This is a genomic window from Bartonella sp. AP57NXGY (assembly GCF_042195805.1).
Taxonomy (GTDB): Bacteria; Pseudomonadota; Alphaproteobacteria; order Rhizobiales; family Rhizobiaceae; genus Bartonella.
Map to the genome: position 1 here is coordinate 17,972 of NZ_JBHIOZ010000005.1, position 14,896 is coordinate 32,867.

Annotated in this window: 15 protein-coding genes; 9 read left to right on the forward strand and 6 right to left on the reverse strand. The window is 38.4% G+C overall.

Going from position 1 to position 14,896, the window contains the following annotated elements; genetic code table 11:
• Positions 1 to 258: 258 nt before the first annotated feature.
• From fabG to ACFIL8_RS01550, 3 genes are all read right to left on the reverse strand, one after another.
• Positions 259 to 996, reverse strand: a complete 738-nt coding sequence (gene fabG, locus ACFIL8_RS01540) for a 3-oxoacyl-[acyl-carrier-protein] reductase (RefSeq protein ID WP_375634127.1) — start codon at positions 994 to 996, stop codon at positions 259 to 261.
• Between the two features lie 18 nt (positions 997 to 1,014).
• On the reverse strand, positions 1,015 to 1,959 hold the full coding sequence (fabD, locus tag ACFIL8_RS01545) for an ACP S-malonyltransferase (RefSeq protein ID WP_375612933.1): 945 nt from the start codon (positions 1,957 to 1,959) through the stop codon (positions 1,015 to 1,017).
• 77 nt (positions 1,960 to 2,036) lie between these two features.
• Positions 2,037 to 2,624, reverse strand: coding sequence for an undecaprenyl-diphosphatase (locus ACFIL8_RS01550; RefSeq protein WP_375612934.1), 588 nt, complete (start codon positions 2,622 to 2,624; stop codon positions 2,037 to 2,039).
• A 335-nt stretch (positions 2,625 to 2,959) separates the two neighbouring features.
• Here ACFIL8_RS01550 and rpsF point away from each other — a divergent pair, with 335 nt between their 5' ends.
• From rpsF to ACFIL8_RS01595, 9 genes are all read left to right on the forward strand, one after another.
• The gene (rpsF, locus tag ACFIL8_RS01555; protein WP_375612935.1) at positions 2,960 to 3,367 is read left to right on the forward strand and encodes a 30S ribosomal protein S6; all 408 of its coding nucleotides are present in this window, start codon (positions 2,960 to 2,962) and stop codon (positions 3,365 to 3,367) included.
• Positions 3,367 to 3,615, forward strand: coding sequence for a 30S ribosomal protein S18 (gene rpsR, locus ACFIL8_RS01560; protein WP_012754957.1), 249 nt, complete (start codon positions 3,367 to 3,369; stop codon positions 3,613 to 3,615). The genes rpsF and rpsR overlap by 1 nt, the downstream gene beginning before the upstream one ends.
• Before the next feature lie 149 nt (positions 3,616 to 3,764).
• Positions 3,765 to 4,745 carry a hypothetical protein gene (locus ACFIL8_RS01565; protein WP_375612936.1) on the forward strand — a complete coding sequence of 327 codons (981 nt, stop codon included), beginning with the start codon at positions 3,765 to 3,767 and terminating at the stop codon, positions 4,743 to 4,745.
• A 25-nt stretch (positions 4,746 to 4,770) separates the two neighbouring features.
• Complete coding sequence (rplI, locus tag ACFIL8_RS01570; protein WP_273791080.1) at positions 4,771 to 5,367, forward strand: 50S ribosomal protein L9; 597 nt, start codon at positions 4,771 to 4,773, stop codon at positions 5,365 to 5,367.
• A gap of 594 nt (positions 5,368 to 5,961) precedes the next feature.
• Positions 5,962 to 7,452: a replicative DNA helicase gene (locus ACFIL8_RS01575; RefSeq protein WP_375610161.1), complete on the forward strand. Its 1,491-nt coding sequence runs from the start codon at positions 5,962 to 5,964 to the stop codon at positions 7,450 to 7,452.
• A gap of 6 nt (positions 7,453 to 7,458) precedes the next feature.
• Entirely contained in the window at positions 7,459 to 8,835 is a 1,377-nt protein-coding gene (radA, locus tag ACFIL8_RS01580; protein ID WP_375612937.1) for a DNA repair protein RadA, read from the forward strand.
• Between the two features lie 142 nt (positions 8,836 to 8,977).
• Positions 8,978 to 9,553, forward strand: coding sequence for a CvpA family protein (locus tag ACFIL8_RS01585; protein WP_375612938.1), 576 nt, complete (start codon positions 8,978 to 8,980; stop codon positions 9,551 to 9,553).
• Positions 9,554 to 9,635: 82 nt separating this feature from the next.
• Positions 9,636 to 11,129: an amidophosphoribosyltransferase gene (gene purF, locus ACFIL8_RS01590; RefSeq protein WP_375631714.1), complete on the forward strand. Its 1,494-nt coding sequence runs from the start codon at positions 9,636 to 9,638 to the stop codon at positions 11,127 to 11,129.
• Between the two features lie 2 nt (positions 11,130 to 11,131).
• The gene (locus tag ACFIL8_RS01595) at positions 11,132 to 11,881 is read left to right on the forward strand and encodes an SDR family NAD(P)-dependent oxidoreductase (RefSeq protein WP_375613045.1); all 750 of its coding nucleotides are present in this window, start codon (positions 11,132 to 11,134) and stop codon (positions 11,879 to 11,881) included.
• A gap of 70 nt (positions 11,882 to 11,951) precedes the next feature.
• Here the strand turns inward: ACFIL8_RS01595 and pssA are convergent, their stop codons facing one another.
• From pssA to ACFIL8_RS01610, 3 genes are all read right to left on the reverse strand, one after another.
• Positions 11,952 to 12,791, reverse strand: a complete 840-nt coding sequence (gene pssA / locus ACFIL8_RS01600) for a CDP-diacylglycerol--serine O-phosphatidyltransferase (protein ID WP_375611225.1) — start codon at positions 12,789 to 12,791, stop codon at positions 11,952 to 11,954.
• 8 nt (positions 12,792 to 12,799) lie between these two features.
• A complete protein-coding gene (locus ACFIL8_RS01605; protein WP_375612939.1) occupies positions 12,800 to 13,498 on the reverse strand; it encodes a phosphatidylserine decarboxylase in 699 nt (232 codons plus the stop codon).
• Positions 13,499 to 13,615: 117 nt separating this feature from the next.
• Positions 13,616 to 14,896, reverse strand: a 1,281-nt coding sequence (locus ACFIL8_RS01610; protein WP_375688787.1) for an ABCB family ABC transporter ATP-binding protein/permease, incomplete at its 5' end; no start/stop codon positions are given.

Consider the following 14,896-nt stretch of genomic DNA (forward strand, 5'->3'; position numbering starts at 1 on the left):
TGAAATCCTCGAATTTATATTTCCTATAATTTGGTTAACTATATCGGTTCATCTAATCAAGCAATAGATGCATTACTTTAAAAGATTTTAGTAATGATTTAAAACATCCTGTGGATATCCCCTACAAAATGAACCAATCTGACATTCCGACATCAATTGATCAACGACCATATTAAAGAAATAGATGCATCTATCCATTTCAATCGTTACTATCTAAAATAATACAACTCATAAATCAATGTGGAATAAAATAAATACTCAAATCATTGCCATTCCACCATTGATATGGAGTGTTTGACCTGTCGTATAGGCTGCTTCATCGCTTGCTAAATAAACAGCAGTAGCGGCTATTTCTTGCCCACTTCCCATACGTTTCATCGGAATCGCAGCCATAATGGCTTCTTTTTGCTTTTCATTAAGCTTGTCTGTCATTGCGGATTTAATAAATCCTGGAGCAATACAATTGACAGTGATGTTTCGCGAAGCAATTTCTTGTGCCAATGCTTTAGAAAAACCTATCAAGCCTGCTTTTGCAGCACAATAATTCGTTTGTCCAGGGTTTCCCACAACACCAACAACAGATGTAATGTTAATAATCCTTCCATAACGGCGGCGCATCATAGAATGTATTAATTCACGCGTCAAAAGAGAAGCAGCTGTTAGGTTAACTTCTAAAACATCATCCCAGTCTTTATCTTGCATACGCACAAAAAGACCATCCCTAGTGATTCCCGCATTGTTAACCAAAATATCGACGCCATCCATTTCTCTTTCTGCAACTTCAGCCAATTGTTTAATCGATTGGCGTTCAGAAAGATTAGCGGGGAATACAAAAACATTCTGCCCTAATTCTGCCGCCACTTCTCTAAGCTTTTCTTCGCGTGTTCCATGAAGTCCAACAATGGCTCCTTGTGCATGAAAGCAGCGTGCAATTGCCTCACCAATTCCTCCCGAAGCCCCCGTTACAAGAGCTTTACGTCCTGTTAATCTAAACATTTTTTAACTCCTTATAGATTAAACGCCGAGCATACCTAGCGCTGATTCTATTTCATCAACTGTTCCAATGGTTACCCCCTTTATATCTTTGTTAATACGACGCGTTAAACCTGTTAATACTTTTCCAGAACCAACTTCAAAAAGCGTATCAACCCCATTCGCAGCGATCCATTCTATTGTTTCACGCCATCGCACCCTCCCAGTCACTTGTTGGACAAGAAGAGTAGTAATACGCTCTGGATTGCTCTCAGGTGCAACAGAAACATTGGCAATCAAAGGAACAATAGGGGACATTTTGTTAACAGTCAAAAGTGCTTTCTTCATGGCATCAGCAGCAGGTTGCATTAAAGATGAATGAAAAGGTGCAGAAACAGGAAGAAGAAGTGCACGTTTTGCACCTTTTGTTGATGCAATCTCTACCGCTGCCTCAACTGCTTTTGCTTTACCGGAAATAACAATTTGCCCACCACCATTATCATTAGCAATCTGACATAGTCCTTCTCCAGAAACAGTTTCACAAATTTCTTCCACAATGTGCTCTTCTAAACCAATTAATGCAGCCATAGAACCTTCACCAACCGCGACAGCAGCCTGCATAGCATTGCCACGAATACGCAAAAGTCTTGCCGTATCTGTGAGAGTAAATGTACCAGCAGCACAAAGAGCCGAATATTCGCCTAAAGAATGACCAGCAACAAACCTTACCTTTTCTTCTATACGAAGCCCTAATTGTTTCATCACACGAATGACAGCCATAGATACAGCCATTAATGCCGGTTGTGCATTTGCTGTTAACGTTAAAACATCTGCTGGTCCTTCAAAAATGATCTTTGATAATTTCTCACCCAAAGCATCATCAACTTCCTCGAAAACCATCCGTGCGACAATAAATTGCTCTGCAAGCGCTTTCCCCATACCAACAAGTTGACTCCCCTGCCCTGGAAAAATAAAAGCTGCACCCATTTATCAACTCCTAAAACTGTACAATTAAATTATTTTCTTTTGACCTTATTCATCCGCACAAATCAATATAAAGCCCTTTATTTAAAACGAATACCACACCTAAAATTATATTTTAAGGGCGGAATTTGATATAAAAACTTAGGAAAATAGGGTGCTATAAACTGAATAACACCCAAACTTATGAGACTTCCTAAAAGTGCACCTGCTAAAATATCAAAGGGATAATGTACACCCACAAAGATGCGCGCCCAACAGATCAAACACAAAAATACGGTGGCAAATTTAAAAGTAACTTTGTATCGGTAAAAATAAAAGTTAGCTGCATAAGATGCAATGGTCAAGGCATGATTACTAGGAAAAGAAGCTGTTGCACGATGTTGAATAAGCGGTGTCGTCAGCCCTACCACGAATGGGCGAGGATGAAAATAAAAAAGAGAAATGAGATAACCTATGAAAAGAGATGCACAAATACTCATGCAAATGCTTAGCACAACACACCGTTCCCTCTCCCCACCACAAAACCACAACGCACAAAGATGGAGAGGAATAATATAAATTAAAAACTTTGCACAAAAAATACTAAACAAAACTACAATCGACCAAGCTTGATGATTGCCGACAAACATTTCAAAGAGTGTAACATCAATCTGGTTTAAAAAGTCCATTTTTCCCTCCTTTGCCTTTATATTACAGTATTATCTTTTTGTAGAAGAAGGAAATATATCAAGATTTAACAAATCAATTTTTTTGTGTGCATAAACTTGCTATTTTAAAAGATAACCTGTAGATATGAAATATTCGTTGCCGGCACTTTAGCTGGAGGTTGAACGGAGGGCTGTAAAATATCAGTAGGAAATACAATGTTTCCGGCCTCCCGTATCTCCGCTCTGAGATGTCTCGAATTGTAAACGCGTCCTTTCTTCTTTGGATTTCCAAAAAAGACAAGTCGCAGAGGCTTTGCGCTAAAACCGGTGAAATTTAATTGAAGAAAGGCAAAACAATGGCTCTTTATGAACATATGTTCCTTGCCCGACAAGACATTGCACCGCAGCAAGTTGATGAACTTTTGAGTCTCTACAAAGGTGTCATTGAAGCGCATGGTGGAAAAGTTGGGCGTATAGAAAATTGGGGACTTCGTCCTCTTGCTTACCGTATTCGTAAAAACCGTAAAGCTTATTATGTCTTAGTCAATATTGATGCACCAGCTTCAGCAATTGCTGAAGTGGAGCGTCAGATGCGCATCAATGAGGATATTTTGCGTTATATGACCATTCGCGTAGAAAAACACGAAAAAGAAAAATCTGCTATGCTCTCACACCTTGATCGCAATAGTCACATTGGACATGATGAAGAGCGTCCTCGTTTTCCACGTCGTCAACGTGAAAATACTATAGAAGGGGTAGAATAATGACTGATACTAATCAAAACTCTGCACGTCGCCCCTTTCATCGTCGTCGTAAAACATGTCCTTTTTCAGGGACCAATGCTCCCAAAATTGATTATAAAGACATCAAGTTGTTACAACGTTATATTTCCGAACGTGGGAAAATTGTTCCTTCACGGATTACTGCTGTTAGTCAGAAAAAACAGCGTGAATTAGCTAATGCTATCAAACGTGCTCGCTTTTTAGGCTTACTTCCGTACGTTATAAAGTAAGCAATCAATACGCTATGCAACTGGAGAGTTTCTCCAGTTGCTTTTCTTATATGGTTAAAAAATAGCTTGTTGTATCCTATGTTAAGCTATTAAATGTCAAAGTTGGGGTATTGACACACCTCTAACTGCAGAAAGCAGGACAGCAATAAATGAAAAAAAATCGTACTTATGAGATATTAACCGGTATTTTGGCAGGATTATTTGCTGTTGTGATAGGACTGGCAATCATCAGTGTTGCAAATATCGCGCCCTTTTTTTCTCTTCTTCTTGGCTGCTTTCTTTCATTGCCAATTTTTATTGTTGCGTTCGGTCAAGGAACATTAGCCAGTCTCATCGCCCTCATAAGTGCTACTGTTGTTCTTATCATAACCACTAATACCTATATTGCTCTTGGCTTTATGTTCTTATTTTTCCTTCCTGCTGTCTATGCTTCTTGGCTTCTTGGGCTTGCACGACCAGCGCAAAAAGAAAACGAACTGATATGGTATCCATTATCATCGGTTATTTTTCATTTAACTAATTTTATCGCTCTTATAGCAACTTTCATTGGGCTCTATGTTCAAACACGTCCTTCCACACCCATCGTTGCAAAAAAAATCACCGAAAACATAGCACAAACTCTGCAACAAACACAGTCAATAAAAGAAGCCGATATACGCGCTTTTAATGAGCTTTTAATGACGCATACAGCAACTTTTACTGCTTTTTCTTTGACTATTTATAGTTTGGTTTTTCTCATTGGTAACCTTTACTTTTCCATGATAGCAGCACAACATATGAAATGGCTGAAAAGACCCCGTGATGATTGGAGCCAAACTCTCCGCCTTCCAATTTCTGGAATTATTATTTTTATTATTGTTTGCATAGCATCGATGATTGAGTTGAGCTCTTCTCTTAACTTGAGTACCCTTGCCTTTAGTACTGCATACACTGTCATCATATTAATTAGCGGTCTAGCATATCTTCACAATATTACAAAAGGGGTAAACGGTCGGATTATTATACTTTCTCTTGTTTATATTGCTATTTTTACAGTCGTTTTTACTCCACCTATTGTTTTCATGATGCTTTTGATGGGAATTTGGGCTGCTATTCAATACAATTTTCAATCACGCAAAAAACTCCACTAAATTTATTTGTTCGAAAGGAAAAACTATGGATATTATTTTACTTGAGCGCATTCCTCGTCTTGGTCAGATGGGTGATATTGTCTCAGTTAAAGATGGTTATGCGCGTAATTTTCTCTTGCCTCAAGGTAAAGCTTTACGCGCAAATGAAGCTAATAAAAAACATTTTGAGGTACAACGTGCACAACTTGAAGCACGTAATCTTGAACGCAAAAGCGAAGCGCAAAAAATTGCTGAAAAACTTGATGGACAATCATTCATTGTTGTTCGTTCTGCTGGTGAAACAGGACAACTTTATGGTTCTGTGTCAACACGTGATATTGCTGAAATCATAACAGATGAAGGCTTTTCTATTGGAAGAAATCAAATCGAACTTAATCATCCAATAAAAATGATCGGTCTTCACACTATCACTCTTAGCTTACATCCAGAGGTTCAAATTTCTGTGATTATTAATGTTGCGCGTTCTACCAGTGAAGCACAACGCCAAGCAGAAGGTGAAACCCTCACTTCGGCTAAAGAAATATATAATATTCAAGAAGAATTATTAGAAGAAAGTCAGGAAGAATTATTGGCAGAAGAAATTAATGACAACGATATAAACAGTTCTCATCAAGAAGCTTAATTGCTATTTTTGCTTTCTGTTTTATATTTTTTATTCCATTTTAAATATCGCTCATAAAATACTCACACTTTAAAAGTGAGTATTTTATGGCTATCGTACATAAAGAACCTAATTTTTATGAAAGAATTAGAAATATATTATTTAAAGGCATTACATGCCGAGAATGATAATATCACTAAGAGTGAAATGTCTTTTTTTTCCAGCATATAAAGCAAAAATAATTTAAAGTTCTACCCTTAAGGCTAAAGTTTGTATGAGCGTTAAGTTGATTATATCCTCACATGATCTGAAATAATTTCAGTTATAAAAAAATAATTCTACTTACACAGATATTGGAATTTTAAGGTTAAGTAACTTAAAAATACTTAAATTTAGAGTAGCAAAACTTCCACTTTAAAATCACATATTATAAAATAAAATAGATAGACGTTATATAAATAATACACAAATGATAAATGAGGAACGAAAAGAGAGTTTTTAAAAATTATATAATTTTAACTTAAAATGAAGATTTGTAGCTCTATTCTTTTAATTATACGATTTTCAATTTATCGCCTAAAGTAGCTAGACTTAGAATTTTAGTGGAAAAATATTATGGAAGAAACTAACGTTGTTAATGTCAGCTCTTCAAAGAAAGAGGATTCTCCTTCTTTTCGGCAACTTCCGCATAATATTGAAGCTGAACAGGCATTGCTTGGTGCCATCTTTATCAACAATGATTCTCTTGACCGCGTTTCAGATTTTCTAAAACCAGAACATTTTTTTGAACCATTGCATCAAAAAATTTATCATGTTTTATCTCACCTTATTAAAATAGGAAAACGTGTAGATCCAGTTACAATCAAGCCCTATATCCAAATGGAAGAAAAAATTGGAGATATTACTGTATACCAATATGTTGTTCGCTTAGCCACAGAGGCAGTCACTATTATTAACGCTGAAGATTATGGACGCGTCATTTACGATCTCTTTATCCGACGGTCTTTGATTAACCTTGGAACTCAAGTTGTCAATACAGCCTTTGATGCTCCTGTAGAACTCACACCTACCCAACAAATTGAAACTGTTGAAAATCAGTTATTTGAGCTAGCAGAAAAAGGGAAATATGGAGGTGGATTTGAAAATTTTAATGAGGCTATTAAAAAAGCTATCGATATGGCAAGTGCTGCGAAAAAGCGCTCTTCACAATTATCAGGGATAGCCACCCATATTAAAACACTTGATGAAAAAATGGGAGGATTACAAGCATCTGACTTAATTATCCTTGCGGGCCGCCCTGGTATGGGTAAAACCTCACTGGCTACCAATATTGCCTTTAATATTGCTAATGCTTATAATCGTAATGCCAATATCCAAGAAAATGAAGGCGGCATTGTGGGATTCTTCTCACTTGAGATGTCATCCGAACAGCTTGCAACCCGTATTATTTCTGAACAAACAGAAGTCTCTTCTTCTGATATTCGGCGTGGCAATATTTCAGATGAACAATTTTCAAAAATTATTCGTGCGGTGAACCAACTACAAAAGGCACCACTTTATATTGATCAAACTGGGGGAATATCAATTACGCAATTAGCTGCTCGTGCGCGGCGTCTCAAGCGGCAACATGGTTTAGATATCTTGTTTATTGACTATATCCAACTCATGACAAGCAGTTCAAAGCGTTCATCAGAAAATCGTGTTCAAGAGATCACAGAAATTACCACAGGATTAAAAGCATTAGCAAAAGAATTGAATATTCCTATTATCGCTCTCTCTCAACTTTCTCGTCAAGTAGAAAATAGAACAGATAAACGTCCACAGCTCTCAGATTTACGTGAATCTGGTTCAATTGAGCAAGATGCCGATATCGTTCTGTTTGTCTATCGCGAAGAATACTATCTCAAAAATGAAGAACCAAAACTAGGTAGCTTGGAACATACGAAATGGCAAGAAATAATGGATAAAGCTTTTGGAAAAGCTGACGTTATTATTGCAAAACAGCGCCATGGGCCGACAGGAATCGTGCCCCTTGCCTTTCAATCTGATTTCACACGCTTTAGTGATCTGGCCGATAGCAATTACCTTCCAGAGCAAATTGGTTAAATCGACATGGCGCGTAATCGTATTCAATTTATCTGTCAAAATTGCGGAACCATCCATTCCCGTTGGGCAGGAAAATGTAGCGCTTGTGGGGAATGGAATTCCCTTATCGAAGAAACTATAAATAGCGGCATAGGAAGTGGTCCTAAGCAGAATGCTCGTAAAGGACGCATTGTCACACTCACATCTCTTTCTGGAAATATCGAAGATGCTCCACGTATTCATTCTGGTATTGCTGAACTTGATCGTGTTACCGGTGGGGGCTTTGTCCGTGGATCAGCACTCCTTGTTGGAGGTGATCCGGGTATTGGTAAATCAACATTGCTAACACAAACAGCCGCTGCTTTATCACGTAAAGGATATAATGTCATCTATGTTTCAGGTGAAGAGGCTATTGCGCAAATTTGTCTGCGCGCACAAAGGCTTGAAGCTAACAATACAGAAGTGAAACTTGCTGCTGAAACCAATGTTGAAGATATCCTGGCAACCTTAAGCGAACATAAAAACCTTGATATGGTGATTATCGATTCGATTCAAACCCTATGGTCAGATACAGCAGATTCAGCACCTGGTACTGTCACACAAGTACGTATCGGTGCTCAAGCTATGATCCGCTTTGCCAAGAAAACAGGAGCCGCCGTTGTTCTTGTTGGGCATGTTACAAAAGATGGACAAATTGCTGGTCCTCGAGTCGTTGAACATATGGTTGATGGCGTTCTCTATTTTGAGGGTGAAGGAGGACATCATTATCGCATTCTTAGAACTGTAAAAAATCGCTTCGGACCAACAGATGAAATTGGTGTCTTTGAAATGTCTGATAAAGGATTACGCGAAGTGATAAATCCATCTGAATTATTTTTAGGGGAACGTAATGAAAAAGCACCAGGCGCTGCTGTTTTTGCAGGAATGGAAGGGACACGCCCGATACTCGTAGAAATTCAAGCGCTTGTTGCTCCTTCTTCCCTTGGGACACCAAGACGTGCGGTTGTCGGATGGGATGGAAATCGTCTTTCTATGATTCTTGCCGTTTTAGAAGCTCATTGTGGCATTCGTTTTGGACAGCATGATGTCTATCTGAACGTGGCAGGTGGATATCGCATATCAGAACCTGCTGCTGATTTAGCTGTAGCCGCTGCTTTGGTATCTTCTCTTGCCAATATCGCATTGCCAACGGATTATGTCTATTTTGGTGAAGTCAGTCTTTCAGGAGCTACCCGCGCTGTTGCACATTCAGCACAGCGCATCAATGAAGCAAAAAAACTCGGCTTTCAAGGAGCCTTTCACCCCACAACAACAACCGAAATGATGAAGTCGCTCAACTTTCAACAAAAAACTTTCTCCGACCTTCCCGAACTCGTTGCTACTCTTACCGTAAGTAAAAAATGATCTGCACCACAGATATGATAATATAGAAAAAACTCTATAAAATACAAAAGATCCTTGCTATAAGAACAAAAAATGGCATAACAAAAAATATATTTGCACACAGACTTAAAAGAACACAACTTTATGTATAAGGAACAAACAAATGATCATAACAATCCTTGATGGAATTGTCGTAGTAATCATCCTGTTTTCCGCTTTTCTTGCTATGCTTCGAGGATTTTCACGTGAAGTGTTATCGTTGATTTCTTGGGCAGTTGCAGCTGTTACGACACTGTTTTTATTCAAACCTGTCTTACCTTTCTTTGAACAATATCTCTCTAATAAAATGATTGCATTGATCACAACATTGGTCACAATTTTTATTATTGTTCTCATTATTACTTCAATTATTACAATGAAGATCTCTGATTTTATTATTGATAGTCGAATTGGTATCCTTGACCGTGCTATTGGTTTTATTTTTGGAGCACTTCGTGGTTTACTTATCATGGTCATCGGTATGTTGCTGATTAATGCACTGATTAAACCCGAGCTTCAAGCGAATTGGTTAAAAAATGCAAAAACAAGGCCTATTTTAGATTCATTGGGACAAAAAGTTTGGGAAATACTCCCCAAAGATATTGGATCTGTTCTCGAAAAGACGGAAAATTTGTTTAAAGACAGCAATAAACTTACGTATGAGCAACACTCTCATGAAAAGATAATTTTCAAAAAATAGAGAATAGTTTTTCATGAGGAAAGAGAACTAAATGATGTAAAATGTGATATTAATGATTCCTCCATATCACAACTGAAAGAATATGATGATAAAAAGCGATGTTTTCTGTCAAGAATTTTCATTAGATGATGATACCCTTCATGAAGAATGTGGAGTTTTTGGTATTCTTGGGCATGAAGATGCCGCAACATTAACAGCTCTTGGACTCCACGCACTTCAGCATCGTGGGCAAGAAGCAGCTGGGATTGTTTCTTACCATAATAAAATATTTCATCAAGAAAAGCATTTAGGTCTTGTTGGCGATCACTATACAAACCCTGCAACACTTGCGCGCTTACCAGGAAATCGTGCTATTGGACATACCCGTTATTCAACAACTGGAGAAGTGGCATTACGCAATGTTCAACCCCTTTTTGCTGAATTGAAAGTTGGAGGTATTGCTATTGCGCATAATGGTAATCTTACCAATGGTCTCACATTACGCCGTGAACTCATCGCTTCTGGTGCTATCTGTCAATCAACGTCAGATTCAGAAGTTTTTCTCCATCTTATCGCTCGCTCACGTTATGAATCGTCCTCTGATCGTTTTGTTGATGCGATTCGGCAAGTAGAAGGTGGGTATGCTATGTTAGCGCTCACACGTACAAAGCTTATTGCGGCACGCGATCCAACAGGAATTAGACCTCTCGTGATGGGGGAACTTGATGGTAAGCCTATCTTTTGTTCTGAAACTTGTGCTCTTGATATTATTGGAGCAAAATATGTCCGTGATGTTAAAAATGGAGAAATCATCATATGTGAAATACAAAAAAATGGGGAAATTACGAAAAAAATTATAAAACCAGAAAATGAGACACCAGAAAAGCTTTGTTTATTTGAATATGTTTATTTTGCCCGCCCGGACTCAATCGTTGGAGGGCGTAGTGTTTATACAACACGTAAAAATATGGGAATTCGTTTAGCACAAGAAGCCCCCTGTAAGGGTGATGTTGTAGTTCCTGTTCCTGACGGAGGAACACCTGCCGCAATTGGCTATGCACAAGAAATTGGAATTCCCTTCGAGCTTGGTATTATTCGTAATCACTATGTTGGCCGCACTTTTATCGAACCAACACAACAAATTCGCGCTTTTGGCGTCAAGTTAAAACATTCGGCAAACCGTCCTGTGATTGAAGGAAAACGTGTTATTCTGGTTGATGACTCTATTGTGCGTGGAACAACATCCCTTAAAATTGTACGAATGCTTCGCGATGCAGGAGCAAAAGAAGTTCATATGCGCATTTCTAGCCCTATGATTTTTTATCCTGACTTTTATGGTATTGATACACCTAAAGCTGAAAACCTTTTAGCAAATCAATATCCAGATTTAAAATCTATGTGTGATTTTATTGGAGCGGATTCATTAGAATTTCTTTCAACGGATGGATTATATCTTGCTGTAGCAGGGGAAAAACGGAATAACGCCGATCCACAATTTACTGACCATTATTTTACTGGATATTATCCTACGCATCTGGTTGATCAAGAAAATCTCTCCAAAATTCATCAATCATCTGTTCTTAAAACAAGAGATTAATGATGACAAAACGTGACTTTAGTCTCCATGGGCGTGTTGCACTTGTTACTGGCGCATCAAGAGGGATTGGCTATTATTTGGCACTCGAGCTTGCTGCACGCGGTGCTCATATTATTGCTCTTGCACGAACAGTCAGTGGACTTACTGAATTAGATAATCAAATCCGAGAAAAAGGAGCTCATGCAACCCTTGTTCCCCTTGACTTGCATCATATGGAAAACATCGATACCCTTGCTATCTCAATTGCCAAACGCTGGAAAAAACTTGATATTATCGTTGCAAACGCAGGAATTCTTGGAACACTCTCACCAATAGCGCATATAGAAAACACGGTATTTGAAGATGTTTTTCAAATAAATCTTTTCAGCCAATGGCGCTTAATGAAAGCCGTTGAGCCTTTATTACGTGAATCTGATGCTGGACGAGCCATCCTGTTATCCTCAAGCGTTGCGCATGCTGCGCGCCCTTTCTGGGGAGCTTATGCAGCCTCTAAAGCGGCTTTAGAGGTGATTGCCCGCTGTTGGGCAGAAGAACTCAAACAAACCCCTATTAAGATTAATTGTGTCAACCCTGGTGCCACACGCACTGCCATGCGCGCTGAAGCTATGCCCGGTGAAGATCCACAAACTCTTCCTTTACCACAAGAGGTTGCAAAAAAGATAGTCCATTTGTTATCACCTGATTTAAAGGAAACTGGAAAACTCTTTAATGTCCATAAAAATCGGTTTGTAGATTATCATGTACCTGATTGATCATCATATGAGAAGTAAATCGTTTGACTCTCTCTTTTTCCTGTGCTTTTCGACAGAAGAATGAAGCACTTTATAATTCTTGGATAGCTTTAGCATCAGCCTTTTTCTCTTCTAAAGTAGCACGTTTATTATAAGCGATAAAACTACAAGGGAGAAAAATCATATAGCTAACAGCTGTAATCAATAAAGTTTCCCATGTGTAAGTCGCAAGAAAACCGACATAAATAACAATGACCAACATGCAAGGTATAACGATATCGCGCCTTAAATTTTGATCAATTGTTTTTGCATTCCATACCGGTAAACGACTAATCAAAAGAAAAGCAATAATTACAGTATAAAGACTAAAAAATAATGCCCACCCCCAATTGGGGACCAAACCAAGAGTGCCTAAATAGGTAGGCAATAAAAGTAATAATGCTCCTGCTGGTGCTGGAACACCAACAAAATAACTTCTCTGCCACTTAGGTATATTGGGGTTATCTAACATCACATTAAAACGTGCTAATCGCAAACAACAAGCAACACAATAAACAAGGGCAGCAACCCACCCAATATGATTCGCTTGATTCAAGATAAAAGAATAAACAATGAGTGCAGGGGTAACACCAAAATTTATAACATCAGCAAGAGAATCCATCTGTGCCCCAAAAGATGAACTACCATCTATTAAACGGGCAATGCGACCATCAGCACCATCTAAAACTGCGGCCAAAAGCACCATTAAAATAGCAGCTTCATAGCGATGTTCAAAAGCCAAACGAATGCTGCTCATCCCTGCACAAATTGCTAAAATAGTAATGATATTGGGAATGACATACCGCATTGATGTAGGTGAACGCCGCCGATTTGCAACATCATCATGCTGCCCCTCAGGATTGAATGAAGAAAATGGCGAAAAATTTTTCATTGTGAGTCCTAATCGTATCTGAAGTCCGTTGTGGCACTCTTATCATCAAAAGAACCCAAAACTGTTTCTCCAGCAATTGCTGTCTGTCCAACTGCAACACGCAATTTCATTTCAGTTGGTATATAAACATCAAGGCGAGAACCAAAACGAATCAATCCAAATCGCTCACCAGTCATAACGGCATCGTTTTCTTTTGACCAGCAAACAATCCGGCGCGCAACCATTCCCGCTATTTGTACGACACCAATTTTACCATGTTTGCTATCAATTACCACCCCATTACGCTCATTAAACTGACTAGCTTTATCAAAGTCAGCATTGGTAAATCGACCTGGATGATAAACGATAGACTCTACTGTACCACTGATAGGAATACGATTAATATGGCATGAAAAAACATCCATAAAAATGGAAATACGGATCATTTCATCTTTCCCTAATCCTAATTCTTCAGGTGGAACACATGATTCCACAAATGAAATACGCCCATCTGCAGGCGACATAACCCAATTTGAATTCAAAGGGATCACACGATCTGGATCACGGAAAAAGTATACACACCACACCGTGAGAACAAGACCAAACCAAAACAACGGACTCCATATCCAACCAAGAATGAGCGAAATAACAAAAAACGCTACAATAAAAGGATAACCTTCTTTATGAACCGTTACAAAGCTATTATGGAAAGATTGCAGAATACTCATATAATTTCCTATTCATCGTAAACTTAAACAAGCAACAAAGCTTTTTGTTCCTCTTGTGTCTTTTTATGTATTTAATCAATCACTCCATATAAAGATATAGATTACATTTTGCTCTATTTATTTTTTACGATTAACAACACTCGTCTCATCTTCTTCACGCATTTTACGTAATTTTTCTTCTGCTTGCGATGCTTCAAGCTGCTTATTCCACATTGAAGCATAGAGACCTTTCTTGCGTAAAAGCTCTGTATGCGTCCCATTTTCAATAATACGACCACTTTTAAGAACTAAAATTTCATCCGCATTGATAACAGTAGAAAGACGGTGCGCAATAATCAATGTTGTACGTCCACGGCTTACAATATCCAATGCTTGTTGAATTTCCTGTTCCGTCGCCGTATCAAGAGCCGCCGTTGCTTCATCTAGAATAAGAAGTGGAGGAGCTTTTAAAAGTGTCCGTGCAATAGCCACGCGTTGTTTTTCACCACCTGATAATTTGAGACCTCGCTCTCCTACCATAGACTGAAAACCTTCCGGTAAAATTTCAATAAATTTTGATATTTGTGCCATTTCAGCAGCTTTGCGCATCTCTTCATCTGTAGCACTTGGACGCCCATAGCAAATATTATAGGCAATTGTATCATTAAATAACACCGTATCTTGTGGGACCATGCCAATCGCTTCACGCAAACTCTTTTGTGTTACGTCACGAATATCCTGCCCATCAATTGTGATAGAGCCTGCATCAACATCATAAAACCGAAAAAGCAACCGAGAAATAGTAGATTTACCGGCACCCGATGGACCGACAATAGCGACTGTTTTTCCTCCCGGAACTTCAAAATCAATATCTCTGAGAATCTGACGTCTCGAATCGTAGGAAAACTTTACCTGATGAAAACAAATGGTCCCATCGCTTATCTCTAACGGTTTAGCATCCGATTTATCAACGATCTCCTTCTGAACATCTAAAAGATCAAACATTGCTTCAATATCCGTTAAACCTTGTCGAATATCACGATACATTGAACCAATAAAATTTAGTGGAATGGAAAGTTGCATTAAAAGCGCATTAATAAAAACAAAATCTCCTAAAGTTTGTGTCTTATAAAAAACTTCATAAGCTGACATCAGCATCATGATCGTCATTCCAATACCAAAGATAAGAGTCTGACCAAAATTAAGCCAGCTTAACGATGTCCAAATCTTTGTTGCGGCTTTTTCATAACCTACCATAGAAGCATCAAATCGATCGGCTTCTAGAGTTTCATTACCAAAATATTTGACCGTTTCAAAATTCAAAAGAGAATCAACAGCGCGAGTATTCGCCTCAGTATCCGCTGTATTCATTTTTTGTCGAATGCGAATACGCCAATCACTCGCCTTAATGGTAAACAA

Coding starts and splice junctions, on each gene's coding strand:
- fabG (WP_375634127.1), bottom strand. CDS start 996: ATGTTTAGATTAACAGGACGTAAAGCTCTTGTAACGGGGGCTTCGGGA.
- fabD (WP_375612933.1), bottom strand. CDS start 1,959: ATGGGTGCAGCTTTTATTTTTCCAGGGCAGGGGAGTCAACTTGTTGGT.
- ACFIL8_RS01550 (WP_375612934.1), bottom strand. CDS start 2,624: ATGGACTTTTTAAACCAGATTGATGTTACACTCTTTGAAATGTTTGTC.
- rpsF (WP_375612935.1), top strand. CDS start 2,960: ATGGCTCTTTATGAACATATGTTCCTTGCCCGACAAGACATTGCACCG.
- rpsR (WP_012754957.1), top strand. CDS start 3,367: ATGACTGATACTAATCAAAACTCTGCACGTCGCCCCTTTCATCGTCGT.
- ACFIL8_RS01565 (WP_375612936.1), top strand. CDS start 3,765: ATGAAAAAAAATCGTACTTATGAGATATTAACCGGTATTTTGGCAGGA.
- rplI (WP_273791080.1), top strand. CDS start 4,771: ATGGATATTATTTTACTTGAGCGCATTCCTCGTCTTGGTCAGATGGGT.
- ACFIL8_RS01575 (WP_375610161.1), top strand. CDS start 5,962: ATGGAAGAAACTAACGTTGTTAATGTCAGCTCTTCAAAGAAAGAGGAT.
- radA (WP_375612937.1), top strand. CDS start 7,459: ATGGCGCGTAATCGTATTCAATTTATCTGTCAAAATTGCGGAACCATC.
- ACFIL8_RS01585 (WP_375612938.1), top strand. CDS start 8,978: ATGATCATAACAATCCTTGATGGAATTGTCGTAGTAATCATCCTGTTT.
- purF (WP_375631714.1), top strand. CDS start 9,636: ATGATGATAAAAAGCGATGTTTTCTGTCAAGAATTTTCATTAGATGAT.
- ACFIL8_RS01595 (WP_375613045.1), top strand. CDS start 11,132: ATGACAAAACGTGACTTTAGTCTCCATGGGCGTGTTGCACTTGTTACT.
- pssA (WP_375611225.1), bottom strand. CDS start 12,791: ATGAAAAATTTTTCGCCATTTTCTTCATTCAATCCTGAGGGGCAGCAT.
- ACFIL8_RS01605 (WP_375612939.1), bottom strand. CDS start 13,498: ATGAGTATTCTGCAATCTTTCCATAATAGCTTTGTAACGGTTCATAAA.